The 19,307-nt window shown below is 67.6% G+C and carries 20 protein-coding genes and 3 tRNA genes; 17 read left to right on the top strand and 6 right to left on the bottom strand.

Going from position 1 to position 19,307, the window contains the following annotated elements; all coding sequences use genetic code 11:
* Positions 1-16 precede the first annotated feature (16 nt).
* Entirely contained in the window at positions 17-439 is a 423-nt protein-coding gene (locus AC5P7R_RS15625; RefSeq protein WP_019659012.1) for a type IV pilin protein, read from the top strand.
* A gap of 78 nt (positions 440-517) precedes the next feature.
* A tRNA-Asn gene (locus AC5P7R_RS15620) sits at positions 518-594 on the top strand.
* Positions 595-642: 48 nt separating this feature from the next.
* Here AC5P7R_RS15620 and AC5P7R_RS15615 read toward each other — a convergent pair.
* Positions 643-1,179, bottom strand: coding sequence for a GspH/FimT family pseudopilin (locus AC5P7R_RS15615; protein ID WP_164144401.1), 537 nt, complete (start codon positions 1,177-1,179; stop codon positions 643-645).
* A gap of 129 nt (positions 1,180-1,308) precedes the next feature.
* Here AC5P7R_RS15615 and uvrB point away from each other — a divergent pair, with 129 nt between their 5' ends.
* The 3 genes from uvrB to AC5P7R_RS15600 all read left to right on the top strand — a co-directional run bounded on the left by uvrB (position 1,309) and on the right by AC5P7R_RS15600 (position 3,688).
* Positions 1,309-3,333, top strand: coding sequence for an excinuclease ABC subunit UvrB (gene uvrB / locus AC5P7R_RS15610; RefSeq protein ID WP_207050038.1), 2,025 nt, complete (start codon positions 1,309-1,311; stop codon positions 3,331-3,333).
* Positions 3,334-3,440: 107 nt separating this feature from the next.
* Positions 3,441-3,515: transfer RNA gene (locus AC5P7R_RS15605), tRNA-Val, on the top strand.
* 98 nt (positions 3,516-3,613) lie between these two features.
* A tRNA-Val gene (locus tag AC5P7R_RS15600) sits at positions 3,614-3,688 on the top strand.
* A gap of 96 nt (positions 3,689-3,784) precedes the next feature.
* Here the strand turns inward: AC5P7R_RS15600 and AC5P7R_RS15595 are convergent.
* From AC5P7R_RS15595 to AC5P7R_RS15580, 4 genes are all read right to left on the bottom strand, one after another.
* Positions 3,785-4,117, bottom strand: a complete 333-nt coding sequence (locus AC5P7R_RS15595; RefSeq protein WP_021203592.1) for a hypothetical protein — start codon at positions 4,115-4,117, stop codon at positions 3,785-3,787.
* A gap of 232 nt (positions 4,118-4,349) precedes the next feature.
* The gene (locus AC5P7R_RS15590) at positions 4,350-4,541 is read right to left on the bottom strand and encodes a hypothetical protein (RefSeq protein ID WP_019659008.1); all 192 of its coding nucleotides are present in this window, start codon (positions 4,539-4,541) and stop codon (positions 4,350-4,352) included.
* A gap of 63 nt (positions 4,542-4,604) precedes the next feature.
* Positions 4,605-4,796: a hypothetical protein gene (locus AC5P7R_RS15585; protein WP_019659007.1), complete on the bottom strand. Its 192-nt coding sequence runs from the start codon at positions 4,794-4,796 to the stop codon at positions 4,605-4,607.
* Positions 4,797-4,906: 110 nt separating this feature from the next.
* Positions 4,907-5,476: a peroxiredoxin family protein gene (locus AC5P7R_RS15580; protein ID WP_019659006.1), complete on the bottom strand. Its 570-nt coding sequence runs from the start codon at positions 5,474-5,476 to the stop codon at positions 4,907-4,909.
* Positions 5,477-5,597: 121 nt separating this feature from the next.
* On the opposite strand from AC5P7R_RS15580, the gene AC5P7R_RS15575 reads away from it, so the two are divergent.
* On the top strand, positions 5,598-5,738 hold the full coding sequence (locus tag AC5P7R_RS15575; RefSeq protein ID WP_021203593.1) for a hypothetical protein: 141 nt from the start codon (positions 5,598-5,600) through the stop codon (positions 5,736-5,738).
* Between the two features lie 18 nt (positions 5,739-5,756).
* On the opposite strand, the gene AC5P7R_RS15570 is transcribed toward AC5P7R_RS15575, so the two are convergent.
* Positions 5,757-6,041 carry a hypothetical protein gene (locus AC5P7R_RS15570; protein ID WP_019659004.1) on the bottom strand — a complete coding sequence of 95 codons (285 nt, stop codon included), beginning with the start codon at positions 6,039-6,041 and terminating at the stop codon, positions 5,757-5,759.
* A gap of 342 nt (positions 6,042-6,383) precedes the next feature.
* Here AC5P7R_RS15570 and AC5P7R_RS15565 point away from each other — a divergent pair, with 342 nt between their 5' ends.
* The 11 genes from AC5P7R_RS15565 (at position 6,384) to uvrC (ending at position 19,298) form a co-directional block, all read left to right on the top strand.
* Positions 6,384-7,055, top strand: a complete 672-nt coding sequence (locus tag AC5P7R_RS15565; RefSeq protein ID WP_019659002.1) for a response regulator transcription factor — start codon at positions 6,384-6,386, stop codon at positions 7,053-7,055.
* A gap of 1 nt (position 7,056) precedes the next feature.
* On the top strand, positions 7,057-8,400 hold the full coding sequence (locus AC5P7R_RS15560) for a sensor histidine kinase (protein WP_495214029.1): 1,344 nt from the start codon (positions 7,057-7,059) through the stop codon (positions 8,398-8,400).
* Between the two features lie 59 nt (positions 8,401-8,459).
* Positions 8,460-10,859, top strand: coding sequence for a DNA internalization-related competence protein ComEC/Rec2 (locus AC5P7R_RS15555; RefSeq protein ID WP_495214027.1), 2,400 nt, complete (start codon positions 8,460-8,462; stop codon positions 10,857-10,859).
* Between the two features lie 3 nt (positions 10,860-10,862).
* A complete protein-coding gene (locus AC5P7R_RS15550; protein ID WP_021203596.1) occupies positions 10,863-11,525 on the top strand; it encodes a MotA/TolQ/ExbB proton channel family protein in 663 nt (220 codons plus the stop codon).
* Positions 11,526-11,528: 3 nt separating this feature from the next.
* Entirely contained in the window at positions 11,529-11,951 is a 423-nt protein-coding gene (locus AC5P7R_RS15545) for an ExbD/TolR family protein (protein ID WP_019658998.1), read from the top strand.
* Positions 11,948-13,696 (top strand): lipid A export permease/ATP-binding protein MsbA, encoded by a 1,749-nt coding sequence (msbA, locus tag AC5P7R_RS15540; protein WP_495214025.1) that lies wholly within the window; start codon positions 11,948-11,950, stop codon positions 13,694-13,696. The genes AC5P7R_RS15545 and msbA overlap by 4 nt, the downstream gene beginning before the upstream one ends.
* Positions 13,696-14,715: a tetraacyldisaccharide 4'-kinase gene (lpxK, locus tag AC5P7R_RS15535; RefSeq protein ID WP_021203597.1), complete on the top strand. Its 1,020-nt coding sequence runs from the start codon at positions 13,696-13,698 to the stop codon at positions 14,713-14,715. Before msbA ends, lpxK begins: the two co-directional genes overlap by 1 nt.
* A gap of 74 nt (positions 14,716-14,789) precedes the next feature.
* A complete protein-coding gene (gene kdsB / locus AC5P7R_RS15530; RefSeq protein WP_021203598.1) occupies positions 14,790-15,563 on the top strand; it encodes a 3-deoxy-manno-octulosonate cytidylyltransferase in 774 nt (257 codons plus the stop codon).
* Entirely contained in the window at positions 15,560-16,048 is a 489-nt protein-coding gene (locus AC5P7R_RS15525; RefSeq protein ID WP_021203599.1) for a low molecular weight protein-tyrosine-phosphatase, read from the top strand. Before kdsB ends, AC5P7R_RS15525 begins: the two co-directional genes overlap by 4 nt.
* Complete coding sequence (locus AC5P7R_RS15520) at positions 16,045-17,457, top strand: hypothetical protein (RefSeq protein WP_019658993.1); 1,413 nt, start codon at positions 16,045-16,047, stop codon at positions 17,455-17,457. Before AC5P7R_RS15525 ends, AC5P7R_RS15520 begins: the two co-directional genes overlap by 4 nt.
* Positions 17,454-19,298 carry an excinuclease ABC subunit UvrC gene (uvrC, locus tag AC5P7R_RS15515; protein ID WP_495214024.1) on the top strand — a complete coding sequence of 615 codons (1,845 nt, stop codon included), beginning with the start codon at positions 17,454-17,456 and terminating at the stop codon, positions 19,296-19,298. Before AC5P7R_RS15520 ends, uvrC begins: the two co-directional genes overlap by 4 nt.
* Positions 19,299-19,307: the final 9 nt, after the last annotated feature.

Below are 19,307 nucleotides of genomic sequence, written 5' to 3'. Positions count from 1 at the left end.
CAATGGAGTTGCTGCAATGCACACGACGTTCGCCCCTGGCCGCCTGGCCCGCGGATTCACTCTCATTGAACTGATGATCGTGGTGGCAGTCGTGGCGATCCTCGCTGCGATCGCGTACCCGAACTACAGCGAACATGTGCGAAAGTCGCGGCGTGCGCAGGCCAAGGCCGATCTGGTGGAGTATGCGCAGCTGGCCGAGCGCTACCACACCATCAACAACACCTATGTGGGCTTCACCTTCCCGGGCGGAGCTGATTCCATCAACTCGCCACGCGAGGGCGGTACTGCGGCCTACACCTTGTCCATGGAAACCGCGCAATCGACGTTTACGTTTACGGCGACGGCTGCCAATGCTCAGGCCGAAGACAAGTGTGGTGACCTGTCCCTCAACCAGGCCAATGTGAAGACATCCAAGGGCACGCTGTCCGAATGCTGGTGATGTGGAAAAGCGCGCCGGCGGGCGTCGTGGGCAGGAGTGTTGCACTCTCTGATCGAGGTGATTACAATGCGCCTCCCCGCCCGAATAGCTCAGCCGGTTAGAGCACTTGACTGTTAATCAGGGGGTCGTTGGTTCGAGTCCAACTTCGGGCGCCAGGTTATACGCATCAAAGGCTTGCGGTCATCCGCAGGCCTTTTTTGTTATCAGCAGGGTCGATCGGTCCTGGTCCGTGTTGATCGGACGCGCCCGCTGTTGCTGACGATTATCCGGGAGTGCTCACGGCCGTCCGCGCAGATGCGCAGCGTCAGATTGGCTCCAGGGCTGCGGCCATCCGGTTGGAAGTAAAGCTGCGGCCGGCCACTGCTGGTGGTTCCCCGGATCCTGATGTTCGGAAAGCCTGCCTGGTGCATCAGAATAGCGTCGGCAGAAGAGGGGGGGGCGCGCCGGCCGCTTGTCCTGTAGATGACCCACCCCTGGCTCCAGTCGTCGCCGCAGTGGTGGCCATCGGTACTTGCGCAGATGCCGATCAAGTTTCGGCGCATGATCGCCTGGTAGCGCGCAGCAGCGAGTCCGGACTGCAGGTTGATACGGGTGGCGTCCGCACGCTGCCGCAACAGCATCGAATGCAGGGTGGGCCATCCGGCGGCCAGCAGCACGGCCAACACCGCCACCACCGCCATCAGTTCGACCAGGTGCATGCCTCGCGGCGCCGTAGGGCTGGGGATTGGGCAGTGGCGCATGAGTCCAGCCTCCCTCGTCCAGCGTCGCCGGCGCCATCAGGCACTGCCGCGCCCGCCTGCCCGGAAACCCCTCAGCTGGCCGTCACCGCTTGCGCCGTATACTCACCCTTCCCGGGAACTGGCAACACCATGAGCGACCGTTTTGAACTCGTCTCGCCGTATTCGCCGGCAGGCGACCAGCCTGATGCCATCGCAAAGCTGACCAGCAACTTCGAAGCGGGCATCGCCAAGCAGACCCTGCTGGGCGTCACCGGTTCGGGCAAGACCTACACCATCGCCAACGTCATCCAGAACGTGCAGAAGCCGACGCTGATCATGGCGCCGAACAAGACGCTGGCGGCGCAGCTGTACGGTGAGTTCAAGGCATTCTTCCCGCACAACGCGGTGGAGTACTTCGTCAGCTACTACGATTACTACCAGCCGGAAGCCTACGTGCCGTCGTCGGACACCTTCATCGAGAAGGACAGTTCGATCAACGAACACATCGAGCAGATGCGGCTGGCCGCGACCAAGACCCTGCTGTCGCGCCCGGACGCGATCGTGGTGGCCACGGTGTCCGCGATCTATGGCCTGGGTGCGCCGGAAGACTACCTTTCGCTGCGCCTGATCCTGTCCAAGGGCGAGCGCATCGACCAGCGCGACCTGATCAATCACCTCACCCAGCTGCAGTACACGCGCAACGAGTACGAGCTGCAGCGCGGTACGTTCCGCGTGCGTGGCGAAGTGATCGACGTGTTCCCGGCCGAGTCGGACAGCGAGGCGCTGCGCCTGGAACTTTTCGATGGCGAGGTCGAGAAGATCACACTGTTCGACCCGCTGACCGGCGAGACGCTGCGCAACATGCAGCGTTTCACTGTTTATCCGAAGACACACTACGCGACCACGCGCGAGCGCGTGCTGGCAGCGATCGAGACGATCAAGGTGGAGCTGAAGGAGCGGCTGGAGCAGCTGTACGCGCAGAACAAGCTGGTGGAGGCGCAGCGCCTGGCCCAGCGCACCCAGTTTGACCTGGAAATGATGGCCGAGGTTGGCTACTGCAACGGCATCGAGAACTACTCCCGGCATCTGACCGGCAAGAATGCCGGCGAGCCGCCACCGACCCTGTTCGATTACCTGCCGCCGGATGCACTGCTGGTGATCGACGAATCGCACGTGACCATTCCGCAGATCGGCGCCATGTTCAAGGGCGACCGCTCGCGCAAGGAGACCCTGGTCGAATTCGGTTTCCGCCTGCCGTCGGCGCTGGACAACCGCCCGCTGCGCTTCGAGGAGTGGGAGGAGCGCTGCCCGCGCAGCATCTACGTGTCGGCCACGCCCGGGCCCTATGAACTGCGTGAAGCCGGTGACGAGATCACCGAACTGGTGGTGCGCCCGACCGGCCTGATCGACCCGGTGGTGGAGATCCGCCCGGTCGGTACCCAGGTCGACGACCTGATGAGCGAGGCCAACGCGCGCATCAAGGCGGGCGACCGCGTGCTGGTCACCACGCTGACCAAGCGCATGGCCGAGAATCTCACGGAATACCTCACCGAACATGGTATCCGCGTGCGCTACCTGCACTCGGACGTGGACACGGTCGAGCGCGTGGAGATCATCCGCGACCTGCGGCTGGGCAAGTTCGACGTGCTGGTCGGCATCAACCTGCTGCGCGAAGGCCTGGACATGCCCGAGGTATCGCTGGTGGCGATCCTTGATGCCGACAAGGAGGGCTTCCTGCGTTCCACCGGTTCGCTGATCCAGACCATCGGCCGTGCCGCGCGCAACGTGCGTGGCAAGGCGATCCTGTATGCGGACAAGATCACCCGTTCGATGCAGGCCGCGATCGATGAGACCGACCGCCGTCGTGCCAAACAGGTCGAGTACAACGAGCAACATGGCATCGTGCCGCGCTCGGTGGCGCGCCCGATCGTCGACGTGCTGGAAGGCGCGCGTTCGGATGCGGCAGAGAAGGAAGCGAAGAAGAGCAAGGGCAAGGGCAGGCCTGGCGTGGCCGAGGACGGGGGCAACTATGGCTCGCTCAGCCCGGCCCAGCTGGCGTCCCGTCTCAAGGCGCTGGAACAGCAGATGTACCAGCATGCGAAGGACCTCGAATTCGAGGACGCGGCCCGCGTGCGCGACCAGATCAGGCAGCTGAAGGAGGCGAGTCTGGGCTGAACGCGGCAGTGCAGCATCTTCTTCACGAAAGTATTGCACTTCACGGCGGGCATACGTAATATACGCGGCCTGCACCGACGCAATCGCGAACGTTCAGAAGCAAAAACGGGCGGTTAGCTCAGCGGTAGAGCACTACCTTGACATGGTAGGGGTCACAGGTTCGAACCCTGTACCGCCCACCACGAAGTCCTCGGAAGAGGGCTGTCGTGAAATGCAAAGCCCGGCCTTGGCGCCGGGTTTTTACGTAGCAAGGCCAGCTTTCGGGCGGCAAGAACAAGATGGGCGGTTAGCTCAGCGGTAGAGCACTACCTTGACATGGTAGGGGTCACAGGTTCGAACCCTGTACCGCCCACCACCTGGCTCCCGGCACTGCCGGTGCAACGGTGGATCAGAATGAAAGCCGGCCCCGGGCCGGCTTTTTTCGTTTGCGCCAGTGGGCTGCAGCCAGCGGTCAGCGTTGGGCCACCCATTCGTCGATGCTGATCATGCGCTGCAGCCGCCAATGCCCGTCCACGCGTTCCCAGACCTGCGCAACGCGTGCCGAGCCGGTGCGCTGCTGCGGGGTGTCCGCCCGCAGGGGCTGGTTGCCGACGCGCAGCACGCGATCCTGGCGCAGCCGGTAAAGCTGAAGGGTGGCCGGGTCTGCTTTCTCATCCGGCATTGGAGATGCTCCTGCCTGCCCAGCCTCGGCCTGCAGGATCTGGCTGCGCAGGGAAGCATCCCCGGCGTCGGTATCGCGGCCGAACAGGCCAGCGCACAACAGCAGCAGGGCAAGCATCGGCATGGCACGGTGCTCCGGAGAAGGGAGTCCAGCGTGGCACTGCCCCCTGCGGTGTGAAACCGGTATGCGACGAAAGCCGGTAAAGCGCGCGCCAAGGCGCCCGGGGAAGGATGAATCCGGGGCCGGAAGTGCCGGGCCGCCCCAAGAGACGGCCCGGCGCGATGCCCAATGCGGGTGGGCGCCGATCAACACCGCTGCGCTGGGTCAGCGCTGGCGACCCGCAGCTCGGCTTCGATTACAGCGGATCACAGCACAGCACCTGGCCAGGCTTGCCGGAGTTGCCGAACGGGCAGCTCGGATGCGGCTCGCAACCGGGCGCATAGCCGGTCTTGGGCGCAACGGCAAAGGCCTGGCTGGTGCCGAAGGCCATGGCCGCGACAACGACGATACCGGCGACAGACGAGAACAGCTTCTTCTTACCGATCATGCGTGGCTCCTTCAGGTGTGGAAATGCACGGTGTAGGCCGTTTGCGGGACGGCCTTGCACAGGTCAGTTCGGCTGGCAGCAGATGCGGGTACCACCGATTGTCCCGTTGCCGCCGAAAACGCAGCCCGGCGTGTAGGTGCAGCCCGGCGCGAAGCCAGCCTTGGTTGGCTTCGCAAAGGCCTGGGACGCGCCGAACGACAGCGCGGCGACAACGACGATACCGGCGACGGACGAAAGGACCTTCTTTCCGATCATGTGTATCTCCTTGGTTGGCGTTGGTGTTGCAGTTGCCGAAGGCACCGGAGTGCCGGTTGTGGCGCGAATCTGGTGGCGAGGGCGGGCGCGCGGATCGGGCGCGTGGCGCCTCAGTGCAATGCAAGGCGAGGCGCCAGCGACTTCATGGCGGCCTGCACGACCTGCTCATCGAGCTGGCCGACGTGTTTGTAGGCCACGCTGCCATCTGCAGCCAGCACCACCAGCATCGGTGTGACCGTGGCGCGGTAGCGTCTGGCGGCATCGCCGTCGCTGTCGATGGCAATCGGGAAGCGCAGATCGTGCTTGCCGGCGTAGTCGGCCAGTTCATCGTAGGGAGGAAGGCCCACGCCGACCAGCTCGCTGGTGCCACGTCCGCCAGCAATCTGCTGCAGCTGCGGCATCGAGGCCAGGCAATAGCGGCAGGCGGTGGAAAAGAAGTACAGGATCTGGGCAGTGCTGCGTTCGCCGCCGATCATCACCCGGGTGCGCTGGGTGGTTTTCAATGCCAACGTATCGGCACGCGTGCCCAGCGCCAGGCCATGCGCCTCATGCTGCATGGCCTGCAGCTGGGCGGCCATCTGCTCGTTGATCTGCCGCAACTGGCGGTTCTGCCATCCCAGCGCGATGATCAACGCCGACAGCAGCAGGGCAGCAACAGGGACCAGGGCGCGCTTGAGCATTGATCATCCTTGAACGCAGCGTTGTCCGGAACATACCCGAACTGCGGCGCGAGTTGTTAAGCAGACGTTCCGCGCGTCGCCGTGGCGTGCGCGTCCCTACCACTCTCAGGACCCGTCTCAGATGAGCGAGCATGTTCCGGCTCCCCGGACCAATCCATTCGTCGAGCTGCTGTTCGGCGGCAACATGCTGGAAGGCACCTTCAAGGCCGTGGTCTGGGTAGCCCTGCTGGCTGCGGTGCTGGCCTGGGCCACCTTCCGCTGAGCCATCGTGCCCCTGCGCTCAGGCGTTGAAGACCTGCCGCAGGCTGTGCAGCGTAGCCTGGCGGTGCTCCTTTGCGGTCGCTTCGCTCATCTCAAGTTCCTGCAGGCGCAGCCCGACCAGGGTCATCGACAGCGCGTAGGTGCGTGCCGCATCGGCGACGCGCGAAAGCCCGAGTGCGCGGCGGGCCAGCGCATCCACATGCTCCAGATCGGGCATAAGGCCCAGATACGCACGTTCTGCGCTGTCCAGGTCGGGAGCACACAGGATCGCATGGGCTTCGAGGGGGGCGGAGACGCAGGCCATGAGGGGTGTCCTTGTCTGTAACGGGCGCTCGCTCAGAACGAGCGCATCAGGGAAACGAAGGCCGACGTCTGTGTCCCACGCCGCGCCATCGGGCTGTCCTTTACTGCATCGCGAACCGCTGGTTGGCGGCCAACGGAAAGCTGATGGCAGCGGAGAACAGCAACAGGCGCAGCAGGGTCGGGGGCAGCAACGGCATCGATCAGCCACTTTGCGGAGGATGGCTGTGCATGGTGCGGGCGCAACATTGTCAGAACATTGCGCGTCGGCAATCGGCACGCGAAGGCGCCCAAACCCGGCGCAAGGCACTATGATCGGCAGCGTTTCCGGTAGCCGAACCCCCTGATGCGCATCCTCCTGGTCGAAGACGATCCCGATCTGTCCCGAGCCCTGCAATCGGGCCTGGAGCGGCAGGGCGTGGTCGCCGACGTGGTCGGAAGCCTAGCCGAAGCTACGATCGCGCTGCGCGAACCGGTACACCAGTTGATGTTGCTCGACCGCCAGCTGCCCGATGGCGATGGCGCGGCGTTCGTCGCCACCGCGCGTGCACTGCGGCCTAACCTGGCGGTCATCATGCTGACCGCCAAGGGCACGTTGTCAGACAAGGTCGAGGGCCTGGATGTGGGGGCCGATGACTACCTGGTGAAGCCAGTGGCGATCGAGGAACTGATGGCGCGGATCCGTGCAGTCTCACGGCGGCCCTCGGCGATGGTGACGCCGCGCCTGCACCTGGGGCGGCTGGAATTCGACTTCGAATCGTTGCAGGCGCAGGTGGGAGGCCAGCCGCTGGCACTGCCCCGGCGCCAGGTGCTGGTGCTGCAGGCGCTGGCGATGCGCCAGGGGCGCACGGTCACACGCAGCGCGCTGGAAGCGGCGGTGTACGGGTTTGATGACGAGATCCAGTCCAATGCACTCGACGCGCACATTTCCAAGCTGCGCAAGGCGCTGCAGCAGGCCGGGGCCGGTGTGGAGATCCATGTGATCCGCGGCGTCGGCTATCTGCTGGCGGAGGCGTGAGATGACCCGACCGATCCGCTCCATCACGCTCGGCCTGGCCTGGCGGTTGTTCCTGGCGCAGGCCTTCACTGTGTTGTTCGCGGTGGTCGCGTTGATCCTGACCTGGGGCGACAAGGACACTTGGGGAATGGACATGTTCACGGCCGAGGCGGTAGCCAAAGCCGTGCACAGCGAAGGCGGCCGGCTGGTACTGGACCAGGCGCGCTGGGACAGGCTCAATGCCGGGGCGGGGGGCAACCTCTGGTTCGCGGCGGTTGATGACAGGGGCACGTGGCTGGAGCGCGGCACGATTCCTGCGGTCCACGCCCCGTTGCTGGCACGCTTGCCGACGGTGGGCGCCACCGAACTGGGTTCACTGGTGCCGCCCTATCTGGACGTTGCGCGGGTGATGATCCGCAACGAGGATGGGCGGCGCATCACGGTGATGGTGGGCGGGGCACCGAAGGGCGGGCTGCTGGACGGCGCACTGATGGTGCTGCGCCTGATCGGCCTGTGGTTCTTCCTGCCGCTGATCGTGATCACGCTGCTGGTGATGCCGACCGTGATCCACCGTGCGATGCGCGGCGTGCGTCGGTCCGCACAGCAGGCCAAGGAGCTGGATATCGGCCAGCCGGGTGCGCGGCTGGATGCGCAGCTGGTGTCGACCGAGGTCGCGCCGCTGGTGGAAGCTTTCAACGACGCGATCGACAAGGTGCAGCAGGGCTATGCAGCACGTGACAAGTTCCTCGCCGATGCCGCGCACGAGCTGCGGGTGCCGATTGCAGTGGTACAGGCGCGCTTGTCGCAGCTGCCGCAGGGTGAGCTGAAATCGCAGCTGCTGACCGACGTGGCGCGGCTCGGCAACGTCGCCGAGCACCTGCTTGACCTGCAGCGGCTCGATCGCAATGTCGGCGCACTGCAGCGGCTGGATCTGGCGCTGCTGGTGCGTGAAGCGGCCGCCGATCTGGCGCCACTGGTGGTCGGCGCCGGCTATGGCTTCGAGGTGGATGCGCCGGAGTCGCCCGTGTGGATCCATGGCGACAGCCTGGCGCTGGGGCGGGTGATCGCCAACCTGGTGCACAACGCCATCGTCCACGGCGGCGGGCGCGGCACCATCTGCGTGCGCCTGGATGCACGTGGCCTTCTGGAAGTCAGCGATCAGGGCGCCGGTATTCCGGTGAGTGACCGTGAAGCGATCTTCGAGCCGTTCCGTCGCCTGCGCGCGGCGGGCAGCGGCAGTGGCCTCGGCCTGCATCTGGTGAAGGAAATCGTGCAGCATCACGGCGGCTCGGTCAGTGTCGGCGAGGCCACCGGCGGTGGTGCCAGCTTCCGGGTCAACTTCCATCGCGGCACCGTCCGGCGCTGACAGCCGCGCGGGGGAAACCCCGATAGGCAGCCTGTAGCGCCTGGCGGCAGGCTGATGGAATGGCTTCCGAACGTTCCGCGCCGGCCCTGTTCGGCCCCGGCTGCGCTGCCGGCCTGGTGCTGGGCGCGCTGGCCTGCGTGCAGATGCCGGCGCTGCTGCCGCTGTGGCTGAGCGCGCCGATGGCGGTTGCCGGCGGCGCGGGCTGGCTGCTGCGCTGGCGCGGCCGCCCCTGGGCTGCAATCGTGCTCGGCCTGGCATGGGCAACATTGCACGGGCATTGGGCGCTGCACGGCCAGCTGCCACCCGGCGCGCCGCCGCAGGATGTGCGGGTGAGCGGACGGGTCGCCGATCTTCCGCAGCGGGGGCCCGGCTACACCCGTTTCGTGTTGCACGTGGATGAGGCCGATGCGCTGCCAGCGCTGCGCGACAAGCGCCTGCAGGTCACCTGGAACGATCCGTGGCGCGGGTCGTCAGCGCACGAGGCCGAGGGTGGGCGGCATGCGGTTCGTGCGGGATCGCATTGGCAGTTGCCGCTGCGCGTGCGTGCGCCACGTTCGCGGATCAATCCCGGCGGCTTCGACGGCGAACGCCATGCCTTGCTGCGCGGCATCTCCGGCAATGGCACGGTACGCGACCTGGGGGCTGCGCGTGAGCGCGCGCCTGCGCAGGGCCTGCCAGCCTGGCGCGAGCGCAGCAGTGACGCCATCGCTACGCAGGTGGCACATCCTGCCGCGCGGTTCGTGCAGGCCTTGGCGCTGGGCGATACCCGCGGGCTGTCCGATGCCGACTGGGAGCACCTGCGCGCGCTGGGCCTGACCCATCTGGTCGCCATTTCCGGTTTTCACGTGGGCGTGGTGGCGGGCTTCGGGGTACTGCTGTGCCGCTTGTCGTGGTGGCTGTGCCCGGTGCTGGGACGTTGCTGGCCACGGCCACAGGCGGCGGCATGGGGTGCAGCGCTGGCCGCAGCCGCCTATGCCGTGGCCGCCGGCGGCGCGCTGCCAACGGTGCGCGCGGCGCTGATGATCGGGCTGGTGGCACTGGCCCGTGCCGGACGTCGCCCGGTGGGTGCGGGGCAGGGGTTGGCCCTGGCCGCGATGGTGATGCTGCTGCCGGCGCCGCTGTCGGTGTTGTCGGCCGGCTTCTGGCTCAGCTTTGGCGGGGTGCTGTGGCTGCTGTGGTGCCTGCCGCGAACCGGGCCGGAGGGCGCCGGTGGGGGCCTGCGTGGCTTCCTGGCCGCCCAGGGCGTGGCCAGCCTCGGCCTGTTGCCGCTGTGCGTGGCCCTGTTCGGCGGCACCGCGCGGTTGGGGCCGCTGGTCAACCTGCCGATCATTCCGTGGTGGACGTTGCTGGTGGTGCCGTTGTCGTTGCTGGGTACGGGGCTGCATGCGCTGCACGAGGGAGCCGGCCGCTGGTCCTGGCGTGCTGCGGCCTGGCTGTTCGAGCTGAGCTGGCAGGCGCTGCAGCCACTGGCGCTGCACCCGCAGGCCATGTGGTGGTTGGCCGAGGCGCCGCGCTGGGCCGTACCGGCGGCATTGGCGGGGGTGTTCTGGTGGCTGCTGCCACGCGGCGCCGGCGGTGGCCTGGCGGGCCTGCTGCTGTGCCTGCCGCTGTTGTGGCCGGCGCGGCATGCACCGGCCGAGGGGGAACTGGAGCTGCTGGTGCACGATGTGGGGCAGGGCACAGCGGTGCTGGTGCGTACAGCGCGGCACGCACTCTGGTACGACGTAGGGCCTCCGACCGGCGGCGAGGGCAACGAGCGCATTCTGGTCCCGGCCCTGCGCGCGCTCGGCCAGACGCCGCCCCGGCAGGTGATGCTCAGCCATGACCATCTTGATCACACCGGCAGCCTGTCCAGCCTGCGACGGCAGCTGTCCGGACTGCAGCTGCTGGCGCCACCGGGCAGCACCATCGCCGGCGCGACGCCCTGCCAGCAGGGGCTGCGCTGGCAGTGGGACGGGGTAGATTTCCAGGTCCTGCACCCGGCGACGGGCAGCCGTGAGGCTGAGAACGAAGACAGCTGCGTGCTGCGCATCGCCAGCCACCACGGCGTGGTCCTGCTGCCGGGTGACATCGGCCGACCGGCCGAGCGGACGCTGCTGCAGTCGTCTCCGGCCGCGCTGAAGGCGGATGTGGTGCTGGTGCCGCATCATGGCAGCGGTGGCAGCTCCAGCGCGCCGTGGGTGGCCGCCGTGGCGCCACGGTTGGCGGTGGTTTCGGCCGGCCACCGCAACCGTTTCGGCCATCCACGCCAGGACGTGGTCCAACGCTGGCAGGCGCAGGGGGCGGAAGTGCTGGCCACGGCCGACTCCGGCGCGATCCGCGTATGGCTTGGTGCACAAGGGCTGCAGCTGCGTGAACAGCGTATCCACGCATCCCGGTGGTGGGATGCCGCTGGGCGGGCGCGGTCGGCTGCTATCCTATCGCCGAACGAACAAGCGGCCGTTGGGCCGGAGGGTTGAAACGTGTGGGAACTGGTCAAGGCCGGTGGCTGGCCAATGGTGCCGCTGCTGCTGTTGGGCGTACTGGCTTTGGCGATCATCCTGGAGCGTTTCTGGTCCCTGCGGCGGACTGAAGTGCTGCCGCCCGGGCTTGGCCAGGAAGTGCGCAACTGGGCCGCACGCGGCAAGCTTGACCCGGCGCACCTGCAGACCCTGCGCGCCAACTCGCCGCTGGGCACGCTGCTGGCCGCTGCGCTGGAAGCGCGCAACCGCCCGCGCGACCAGATCCGTGAGCGGATCGAGGACACCGGGCGCCACCTGGTGCACCGCATGGAGCGCTTCCTCAACGCGCTGGGCACCATCGCCTCGGCCGGCCCGCTGCTGGGCCTGCTGGGCACCGTGATCGGCATGATCCAGATGTTCCTGGGCATCCTCGACCATGGCGTGGGCGACGTGAACCAGCTGGCCGGCGGCATCGGCAAGGCGCTGGTGTGCACCGCCACCGGCATGATCGTGGCCATCCCGGCGCTCATGTTCCATCGCTATTTCAAGGGCCGGATCCACGGCTATGTGGTGGAAATGGAACAGGAAGCCAGTGCCCTGCTGGATACGCTCGACGGCCGCCCCGGGGTGATGAACCCGGCCGCGCCGGCGCGGCCAGCCCACGCTGCCACGGCGAAGGCCTGATCGATGCGTATCGGCAATGACCGATCCCAGGATGAGCCGCATATCGATCTGGTGCCGCTGATCGACGTCATCCTGGTGCTGATCATCTTCTTCGTGGTCACCACCACCTTCGATGCGCGCTCGACGCTGCAGGTGCAGCTGCCGACCGCCAGCCAGCAGCCCAGCAACGAGCCGCCGCGCTCGCTCAGCGTGCTGATCAACGCGGAAGGCCGCTATTTCATCAATGACCAGGAAGTGCTGCGCAGCGATGTCGAGTCGGTCAAGCAGACCATCGCATCGGTCGCCGGCAGCGATCGCAGCCAGCCGGTGCTGCTGCGCGCCGACGCACGCACCCCCTACCAGGCCGTGGTGACTGCGCAGGACGCGCTCGGTCAGCTCGGTTTCCGTCGTATCGCCATTGCAACTGCGCCAGAGGTGCGTCCATGAGTTCCCATCACGCGCCGGTGTGGCCGATCTACAAACGTCTGCTGGGCTACACCCGCACCTACTGGGTGTTCATGGTGGGCGCGGTCATCGCCATGGTGGTCGAAGCCCTGGCCGGCTATCACTTCACCAAGCTGATGGAGCCGCTGGTCAACGAGGGGTTTGTCGATCCGCAGCCGCGCGCGGCCGTGGTCCTGCCGCTGACCATCCTCGGCCTGTTCCTGATGCGCAGCGTGGCCACCTGGGTCAGCGACTATACGCTGGCCAAGACCGGCCGCAGCGTGGTCCGCGACCTGCGTGAGCAGGTGCTGCAGAAGTACCTGCACCTGCCGTCGTCGCACTTCGACACCGAAGCAACGCCGGTGATGGTCAGCCGCCTGAACTTCGATACCGAGCAGGTCACCCAGGCCAGCGCCGACGCGCTGAAGACCGTGGTGGCCGATACCCTCACCATCATCGCGATGCTGGCGGTGATGCTGCAGATGAGCGTCAAGGTAACCCTGGCGATGCTGCTGGTGGTGCCGCTGATCGGTGCCATCGTGTCCTACGTGGGCAAGCGCTATCGTCGCATCAGCCGCGGCATCCAGGACGGCATGGGCACGATGGCGCAGACCGCCGAGCAGTCCTTGGCGGCGCAGCAGGAAGTGAAGGTGCACGGCACCCAGCAGCATGAGATCTCGCGCTACTCGCGCCTGGCCAACCGCATGCTGGCGCTGAACATGAAGGTCGAGGTGACCCGCGCAGCGGCGTCCAGCGTGGTGCAGTTCCTGGCCGCACTGGCGCTGGCGGTGATCGTCTGGGTGTCGACCCGCGAAGCCCTGGCCGGCCGGCTCAATGCCGGCCAGTTCATGGGCCTGATGACCTCGATGATGGCGATCATTCCTTCGCTGCGGCGCCTGACCAGCGTGCAGACCTCGATTTCGCGCGGCGTGTCCGCCGCCGAGCGCCTGTTCGGCATCCTCGACATGCCGGTGGAGCGCGACGAAGGCCAGCACCGCGTGCAACGCGTGCGTGGCGAACTGGCGTTCGACCACGTCATGCTGCGCTACCGCGAAGACAGTGGCATCGCCCTGGACGACATCAGTTTCGTTGCCAGGCCGGGTACGGTGACGGCCATTGTCGGCCGTTCCGGCAGCGGCAAGACCAGCCTGATCCGGCTGGTGCCACGCTTCTACGAGCCCAGTGGCGGGGTCATCACCCTCGATGGCGTGGCGCTGGATCACTATCCGCTGGCTGACCTGCGCCGGCAGGTGGCGATCGTCGGGCAGAAGGTGATGCTGTTCGATGACACCATCGCCGCCAACATCGCCTATGGCATGGAAGCGACCGACAAGCAGATCCGCGCGGCGGCCGAAGCCGCCAACGCGTGGGAGTTCATCGCACGCATGCCGCAGCAGCTGCAGACGCCGGTAGGCGAGAACGGCGCGCTGCTGTCCGGTGGCCAGCGCCAGCGCCTGGCGATCGCCCGCGCGATCCTGCGCGACGCCCCGATCCTGATCCTCGACGAAGCCACTGCGGCGCTGGACAACGAATCCGAGCGCCTGGTGCAGGACGCGCTGCAGCGCCTGATGCCCGAACGCACCACGCTGGTCATCGCGCACCGGCTGTCGACCATCGAGCATGCCGACCAGGTGCTGGTGATGGACCATGGCCGCATCGTTGAACGCGGCACCCACAAGGAGCTGCTCGAGCTGGGCGGCCTGTACCAGCATCTGCACAGCATGCAGTTCCGCGAAAGGCAGGACTGATGGCCGGCAAGGGTACCCAGACCCCGGCGTACTGGTACGACGGCAGCCCGGTTCCGTGGGCGATGCGCCTGCTGGCACCGCTGTACGCCGGCGTCACCGCGCTGCGCCGGCGCGCCTATCGGCGTGGCTGGCGCAAGCGTTACACGCTGCCGGTGCCGGTCATCGTGGTTGGCAACATCACCGCCGGTGGCACTGGCAAGACGCCGCTGACCATCGCACTGGTGGAGCGCCTGCGTGCCGCCGGCTGGAAGCCGGGCGTGGCCAGCCGCGGTTACGGGCGCGAGGATGCCGACACGCCGCTGTGGGTAAAGGCCGATACGCCGACCGCCAAGGGCGGTGACGAGCCAGTGCTGATCGCCTGGAAGACCGGCGTGCCGGTACGCGTGGACAGTGATCGTGTTGCTGCCGGCAGGGCGCTGATCGAGGCTGGCTGCGATGTGATCGTCTGCGATGACGGCCTGCAGCATTACCGGCTGGCACGCGACATCGAGATCGAGGTGGTCGATGCGCAGCGTCGCTATGGCAATGGCCGGATGATTCCGGCCGGGCCGCTGCGCGAGCCGGTCAGCCGCGCCAGCGAATGCGATTTCCGCGTGGTCAATCTCGGTCAGGCCGATGAGGAGACTGCGGCACAGGCCTGTGGCTTCGGCCAGTGGCCGATGGCCCTGCACATCGACAGTGCGCAGCCGCTGGCCGGTGGCCGCGCACGCCCGCTGGCGTACTTCAAGGGCCAGCGCGTGCATGCGGTGGCCGGCATCGCCCATCCGCAGCGCTTCTTCGACATGCTGCGCGCGCGTGGCATCGGCGTCGTGCCGCATGCGTTCGCCGACCACCAGGCCTATCAGCCGCAGGACCTGTCCTTCGGCAGCCAGCTGCCGGTACTGATGACCGAAAAGGATGCGGTGAAATGCCGGGCGTTCGGCAACGACTGGCACTACGCGGTTCCGCTGCGCGCCGAGTTGCCCGCCGCGTTCTGGGTGGCGCTGACTGACCGCCTGGACAAGCTGCGACCGAACTGAGCGACGCAGCGGCGCTTGCATTCACGCGCCGCCGGCCGCATTCCCCTTGTAACGAGCCTGCCGAGTACCGCCCCATGACCGAATTCGTCGTCGCCATCCCGGCCCGCTATGCCGCCTCGCGGCTGCCCGGCAAGCCGTTGCGCCTGCTGGGTGGTGAACCGCTGGTACTGCACGTGGCGCGCCGCGCGCTGCAGGCCGGCGCCCGGGAGGTCTGGGTAGCGACCGACGATCAGCGCATTGCCGATGCGCTGTCCGGGCTGGCCGAGGTGAGGGTGGCCATGACCGCCACCTCGCATGCCTCCGGTACCGACCGCCTGGCCGAGTGCGCACGCATCGCCGGCTGGGCCGACGACACGGTGGTGGTCAACCTGCAGGGCGACGAACCGTTCGCACCGGCGACCGGCATCCGCGCCCTGGCCGAGGTACTGGCCAACGGCACTGCACCGATGTCGACCCTGGCCACCGCCGTCGAGGACGCGCCTACGCTGTTCGACCCGAACGTGGTCAAGCTGGTGCGCAACGTGCGCAACGAGGCGATGTACTTCAGCCGCGCGCCGATCGCCTGGCACCGCGATGGCTTTGCACGCAGCCGCGACGCGCTGCCGGCCGGTCACAACTGGCTGCGCCACATCGGCATCTACGGCTACCGCGCCGGTTTCCTGCAGCGGTTCGCGGCAATGCCGCCGGGCCAGCTGGAGCAGGTCGAATCGCTGGAGCAGCTGCGTGTGCTGGAGGCGGGCTACCCGATCAGTGTGGCGATCTCGCCCGAGCCATTCCCGCCGGGCATCGACACGCCCGAGGACCTGGAGCGCGCCGAAGCGCTTCTTCAGGCGCTGGCTGCCCGATGAAACTGCTGGTCGTCTGCCTCGGCAACATCTGCCGTTCGCCGATGGCCGAAGGTGCGCTGCGTGCACGCCTGGAGGCCTCGCCGCTGGCCGGGCGGGTGCAGGTGGATTCGGCCGGCACCGGCGACTGGCACGTGGGCGAGCCACCGGACCGGCGTGCGATCGCCTGCGCGGCCGGGCACGGTGTGGACATCGGCGGCCTGCGCGCACGCCAGCTGCAGGCCGCGGATTTCGACCGTTTCGACTGGATCCTGTGTGCCGACGAGGCCAACCTGCGTGACGCCGGTCGCCTGGCGTCGGTGGCGCAGCGCGAACGGCTGGCGCTGTACCTGCCCTGGTCCGGCGCGCAGGGGCGGATCGCGATCCCCGATCCGTACACCGGCGGGAGCGATCATTTCGAACAGGTCTGGTCGCTGGTCGACGATGCTGCAAAACGTGCAGTGGCACGACTGTTGCATGACGCCGACTCCGGCATAATCGGATCATGAACGTCCAGCCCGTCCCGGACCTGCCCGAGTTCGCCACCTGGCTCAACGCCACCCCCTGCACCCTGACCGAACTGCGCGGCCGGCCGGTCGCACTGCTGTTCGTCAATGCGGCCTCCGCCTGGAGCGCGCAACGCCTGGCCGAGTTCGGCCAATGGCTGTCGCGCCATCCGGGCAAGCTGCAGCCGCTGGTGCTGCAGGTGCCGCGCTTCGATTTCGAACGTGACGCCAGCGCTGCACTGAAACTGCTGCGTCGCCAGGGCCTGACCATGCCTGTGCTGCTGGATGCCGACTGGGATGGCTGGCGCCGCTTCGGCGTCAGCGCCTGGCCGACCCTGGTGCTGCTGGACGCACAGGGCAGGGAGCAGCAACGGCTGATCGGGCTGGGGGCCCCCGGTGAACTGGAACGCGCCTTGAACGCGCTGTGCCAGGGAGCCCCTTCGGCGCCGTCGCGCGGGGGCAGCGAACTGCATCCGGAACCGCGCCAGGCCCTGCGCTTCCCGTTGGGACTGGCAGTCAGCACCGAGCGCCTGTACATCGCCGACAGTGGCCACCACCGCATCCTTGAATGCAGCCACGGTGGCCGCATCCTGCGCCAGTTCGGCCTCGGTACCGCCGATTTCATGGATGGCAACCTTGCCGAAGCGGCATTCCATCGCCCGCAGGCGCTGGTGCTGGAGCGCGATTCGCTGTACGTGGCCGATACCGGCAACCATGCCGTGCGCCGCATCAACCTGTTGACCGGCATCGTCGACACCCTGTGTGGCAACGGGCGCCCCGGTGCGCCGGTGGAAGGTCCGGTTGCGCAGCCGCGGCAGGTCTCGCTGGACCACCCGGTCGGCTTGGCCATTGCCGACAACCAGCTGCACATCGCGATGGCCGGCGACAACCGCATCTGGAGCTACCACCTGGGCCAGCGCAGCCTGCAATGGCGCGCCGGCAGCGGCTCCATTGACGAGCGTGATGGCAGCGGCCATCTGGCGGCCTTCGCCCAGCCCACCGCGCTCGCCGTGGTGCAGCAGGTGCTGTACGTGGCCGATGCGCTGGGTTCCTCGATCCGCGCGCTTCAGCTGCGTGGCGACCTGGTGCAGACCCTGGTCGGGCAGGGGCCCTGGCGCTTCGGCAGTGAAGACGGTCCCCGCGCCCAAGCCAGCCTGCAGTTCCCGCAGGCCATCGCGCTGAGCCCGGATGCGCCGCTGCTGTGGATTGCCGATACCGGCAACGGCCGCCTGCGCACGCTGCGCCTGGGCGGAGGCGAACTGACGACCCAACCGCTGCCGCGTCGCCTGCATGGCCCGGCCGGCCTGGCGGTGGGGGCCGGGGCGGTGTGGATTGCCGAGACCGACGCCCATGCCGTGCTGCGATTCGATCCCGACAGCGGCGTGCTCAGCGAAGTGCCGATCAGCGAATGACCGACGTTCCCGTCCCGGCCTTCGACGGCAAGGCCTTCGCGGCCCAGCTCAGCACCGCGCCCGGCGTGTACCGCATGTACGCCGCCGACGACACCCTGCTGTATGTGGGCAAGGCCCGTGCACTGCGCAATCGCGTTGGCAGCTACTTCAACGGCAGTCCGAAGAACGCGCGGATCATGTCGATGATCTCGCAGATCGCGCGCATGGACGTGACCGTCACGCGCTCGGAAGCCGAGGCGCTGCTGCTGGAAAACCAGCTGATCAAATCCCTATCGCCGCGTTACAACGTTTCGCTGCGCGACGACAAGACCTACCCGCATGTACTGCTGACCCGCGAGGACTGGCCGCGCATCGCGCTGCATCGCGGCCCGCGCGCCATTCCCGGCCGCTATTTCGGGCCGTACCCGGGCGTGACCGCGGTACGCGAAACGCTGAACCTGATGCACAAGCTGTTCAAGCTGCGCAGCTGCGAGGACAGCGTGTTCCGCAACCGTTCGCGGCCGTGCCTGCAGTACCAGATCGGGCGCTGCAGCGCGCCGTGCGTGGAGCTGGTGCCGGCAGCGGAGTACGCCGAGTCGGTGCGCCGCGCCGCCCTGTTCCTTGAAGGCAAGAGCGACGAGCTCACCCGCGAGCTGGGCGAGCAGATGCAGGCCGCCAGCGAGGCGCTGGAGTTCGAGCAGGCCGCGCGCCTGCGCGATCTGATTTCCTCGCTGCGCAGCATGCAGACCCGGCAGTACGTGGACGGTCGCGCCGCGGACCTGGACGTGCTGGCGGTGGCCATGCAGGGGTCGCAGGCCTGCGTGCTGCTGCTGGCGTTCCGCGATGGCCGCAACCTCGGTACCCGCCCGTTCTTCCCCCGCACCAACGGCGAGGAAAGCCCGGAGGAAGTGCTGGCCGCGTTCGTCTCGCAGTACTACATCGAATTCGAGCCGCCGCGCGAGATCCTGCTGGACCGCGAGATTCCCGATGCCGACCTGCTGGTTGCCGCGCTCTCGGCCTCGGCCGAGCGCAAGGTGCAGCTGAAGTGGAACGTGCGCGGCGAGCGCGCCGGCTACGTGGAACTGGCCAGCCGCAACGCGCAGCTGACCCTGGCCACCGAACTCAACAGCCGCAACGCGCAGCACGTGCGCAGCGACGCACTGCGCGAGATGCTGGGCCTGGCCGAGCCGGTCAAGCGGGTCGAATGTTTCGACATCAGCCACACCCTGGGCGAGGCTACCGTGGCCTCGTGCGTGGTGTTCGATGCGGCCGGCCCGGTGCGTGCGCAGTACCGCCGTTTCAACATCAGCGGCATCGAGCCGGGCGACGACTATGCGGCCATGCGCCAGGCCATCGATCGCCGTTTCCGCCGTGCGGTGGAAGAGCAGGGCGTGCTGCCGGACGTCCTGCTGATCGACGGTGGCGCCGGCCAGCTGGCGCAGGCGCAGGCCGCACTGGCCGACCTGGGCGTGGAAGGGGTGCTGCTGGTGGGCGTGGCCAAGGGCGTGGAGCGCCGCGCAGGCCATGAAGCGCTGGTGATGCCGGATGGACGCGAGCTGCGCCCGGGCGCGGCCAACCCGGCGCTGCAGTTCATCCAGCAGGTTCGCGATGAAGCCCACCGCTTCGCCATCACCGGTCATCGCGGCCGCCGCCAGAAGGCGCGGATGACCAGCAAGCTGGAGGATATCCCCGGCATCGGCCCGCGCCGTCGTGCCAGCCTGCTCAAGCATTTCGGCGGCCTGGTCGGCCTGAAAGCGGCTGGCGAAGCCGAAATCGCCAAGGTGGAAGGCATCAATGACGCCCTCGCGGCACGTATCTACGCTAACCTGCACGGGTTGGCCACGCCCGATGCGGCCGAGTAGAGAGAGAAG

It is taken from the genome of Stenotrophomonas sp. YJH_SMC_27 (assembly GCF_059369815.1).
This window is presented reverse-complemented; position numbering and strand designations above follow the sequence as displayed.

Excerpts from the sequence above, each read along its gene's own strand:
- AC5P7R_RS15590 (WP_019659008.1), bottom strand. The coding sequence starts at position 4,541 with ATGATCGGTAAGAAGAAGCTGTTCTCGTCTGTCGCCGGTATCGTCGTT.
- AC5P7R_RS15560 (WP_495214029.1), top strand. The coding sequence starts at position 7,057 with ATGACCCGACCGATCCGCTCCATCACGCTCGGCCTGGCCTGGCGGTTG.
- AC5P7R_RS15580 (WP_019659006.1), bottom strand. The coding sequence starts at position 5,476 with ATGCTCAAGCGCGCCCTGGTCCCTGTTGCTGCCCTGCTGCTGTCGGCG.
- uvrB (WP_207050038.1), top strand. The coding sequence starts at position 1,309 with ATGAGCGACCGTTTTGAACTCGTCTCGCCGTATTCGCCGGCAGGCGAC.
- AC5P7R_RS15555 (WP_495214027.1), top strand. The coding sequence starts at position 8,460 with ATGGCTTCCGAACGTTCCGCGCCGGCCCTGTTCGGCCCCGGCTGCGCT.
- msbA (WP_495214025.1), top strand. The coding sequence starts at position 11,948 with ATGAGTTCCCATCACGCGCCGGTGTGGCCGATCTACAAACGTCTGCTG.
- kdsB (WP_021203598.1), top strand. The coding sequence starts at position 14,790 with ATGACCGAATTCGTCGTCGCCATCCCGGCCCGCTATGCCGCCTCGCGG.
- AC5P7R_RS15545 (WP_019658998.1), top strand. The coding sequence starts at position 11,529 with ATGCGTATCGGCAATGACCGATCCCAGGATGAGCCGCATATCGATCTG.
- AC5P7R_RS15520 (WP_019658993.1), top strand. The coding sequence starts at position 16,045 with ATGAACGTCCAGCCCGTCCCGGACCTGCCCGAGTTCGCCACCTGGCTC.
- AC5P7R_RS15565 (WP_019659002.1), top strand. The coding sequence starts at position 6,384 with ATGCGCATCCTCCTGGTCGAAGACGATCCCGATCTGTCCCGAGCCCTG.
- lpxK (WP_021203597.1), top strand. The coding sequence starts at position 13,696 with ATGGCCGGCAAGGGTACCCAGACCCCGGCGTACTGGTACGACGGCAGC.
- AC5P7R_RS15615 (WP_164144401.1), bottom strand. The coding sequence starts at position 1,179 with ATGCGCCACTGCCCAATCCCCAGCCCTACGGCGCCGCGAGGCATGCAC.
- AC5P7R_RS15585 (WP_019659007.1), bottom strand. The coding sequence starts at position 4,796 with ATGATCGGAAAGAAGGTCCTTTCGTCCGTCGCCGGTATCGTCGTTGTC.
- AC5P7R_RS15570 (WP_019659004.1), bottom strand. The coding sequence starts at position 6,041 with ATGGCCTGCGTCTCCGCCCCCCTCGAAGCCCATGCGATCCTGTGTGCT.
- uvrC (WP_495214024.1), top strand. The coding sequence starts at position 17,454 with ATGACCGACGTTCCCGTCCCGGCCTTCGACGGCAAGGCCTTCGCGGCC.
- AC5P7R_RS15625 (WP_019659012.1), top strand. The coding sequence starts at position 17 with ATGCACACGACGTTCGCCCCTGGCCGCCTGGCCCGCGGATTCACTCTC.
- AC5P7R_RS15525 (WP_021203599.1), top strand. The coding sequence starts at position 15,560 with ATGAAACTGCTGGTCGTCTGCCTCGGCAACATCTGCCGTTCGCCGATG.
- AC5P7R_RS15595 (WP_021203592.1), bottom strand. The coding sequence starts at position 4,117 with ATGCCGATGCTTGCCCTGCTGCTGTTGTGCGCTGGCCTGTTCGGCCGC.
- AC5P7R_RS15575 (WP_021203593.1), top strand. The coding sequence starts at position 5,598 with ATGAGCGAGCATGTTCCGGCTCCCCGGACCAATCCATTCGTCGAGCTG.